The 1,648-nt window shown below is 36.3% G+C and carries 1 protein-coding gene; it reads right to left on the bottom strand.

Translation table 11 applies throughout. From position 1 onward, the window contains the following. Positions 1 to 221: 221 nt before the first annotated feature. Positions 222 to 1,343, bottom strand: coding sequence for a Fic family protein (locus tag BLS35_RS27450; RefSeq protein WP_090787959.1), 1,122 nt, complete (start codon positions 1,341 to 1,343; stop codon positions 222 to 224). Between the last annotated feature and the right edge of the window lie 305 nt (positions 1,344 to 1,648).

The following is a 1,648-nucleotide window of genomic DNA, read 5'->3' on the forward strand; positions in this document are numbered from 1 at the left end:
GATGGTACTGCGGTAACACGTGGGAGAGTAGGTCGGTGCCAAATCTTAAAAGAAAGCCGGTAGTCCAATAGACTATCGGCTTTTCTTGTTTATAGGAATTTAGGAATAATCCTAAGATTTATTTTATAACTGTCTGGCCGAATTCTACTGAGGTATTTGAAGATTGTTTCTTAACCCCATTCTCCTGGGGTACGCTATTTCGTTGAGATACGATTATGTTATTATTCTGAAAGGATCCTGTATAGTTCTAGATTGAGGTAATAACTATTGCCATGTATCATCCTTTTTTCAAGTATTCCCATATTTGATAATTCATCAAGATACTTACGCGCTGTATTTTCAGCATAAAGACCTCTGTTGGTAAGATGCATTACCCGTGTAAAAGGCTCCATAAATAAGGTATTTACGAGAGATTCTGGACGGTTGATGTTTCCTTTGGAAATAACTGCATCCAGGATTGCATCTTTTGCCGAGATGATATCATTAATTTTATTGTAAGTGAGGTTCGCCGTGACTTCGACGGCTTTTAACATGAAGAGAAACCAGTTTTTCCAGTTGCCCCTTTGGGTAATTCCAGAGAGTGTTGAGTAATATTCTTCTTTATTGTCCATAATGTAACGACTTAAGAAGAGAATTGGATAATCAAGTAAGCCTTTTTTGGTGAGATAATGAATGTTGAATATTCTTCCAGTTCTTCCATTGCCATCTCTGAAAGGGTGAATGGCTTCGAATTGAAAATGACCAATAGCCATTTTTAAGAGCGGATCTATTGGATATTTCTCATCATCATTTAAAAAATTTATGAGGTTGCTAAGTTTGGACTCTATAATGCCAGGGCCACGAGGCGGAGTATAGGATGCTTTGCCTGCATTTAAGCCAGAGCCACCTTCTTTAATATAAATCTGTGCTACGGGTGGCCTTATGCCATCCTTAAATTGGCTTATGGTTCTGTACATTTTTACAAAGTAAGCCTCATCGAACAGTTGACCTTCTTGTAAATATCCATAGCCCAACCATAGAGCTTCTCTATAATTTAAGATCTCTTTGGTAGGGCCCTCCTGTTGTTTGGTTTGGTGTTCGCTATAAGCTTTGTAAAGTTCATCATCCGTGGTAAAGATGTTTTCTATCGCATTTGAAGCTTTGGCTTCTTGTAGACTTATAGAGTTGATCAACAATCCTTGATTAGGTATGGCAATGCTACGACCTTGTAATCTTCCTAGTGCAGCTTTAGCATTTCCAAGGCGGGTAAATATTTGAATATCTTCATATAGTTCTTTATCTATTGGAAGCAAGGGTAGATCATTCCAGGGTTTGTTTCTATCAGGGTTTATTGGATAAGCCATAATCAAATATAACTAAAATAATCCACCTAACCTTAAAAAGTACTTCATTTTAAGGTTAGTTTTGTTTTTGACCTTAAATTAAGCTGAGTTTAATTACTTGGCCTTATTTTTATGCCGTTTTTAAGGTTAGTTATGAAGTTAAACTTAAAACCTAAGCATTGAATGTATGTATTCAGAGTTGACTAATGAACAAGAGATATAAAGGGTTTGTCAGCTGCTCATCGATAGAATAGGAAGAGCTTAATATAGAGGACTGAAATAGTTTTTAGTTTTTCTTATTGTTTTTCAGTGAGTTATGGCTTGTT

The organism is Pedobacter sp. ok626 (assembly GCF_900100435.1).
In the GTDB taxonomy this organism is placed as follows: Bacteria; Bacteroidota; Bacteroidia; order Sphingobacteriales; family Sphingobacteriaceae; genus Pedobacter.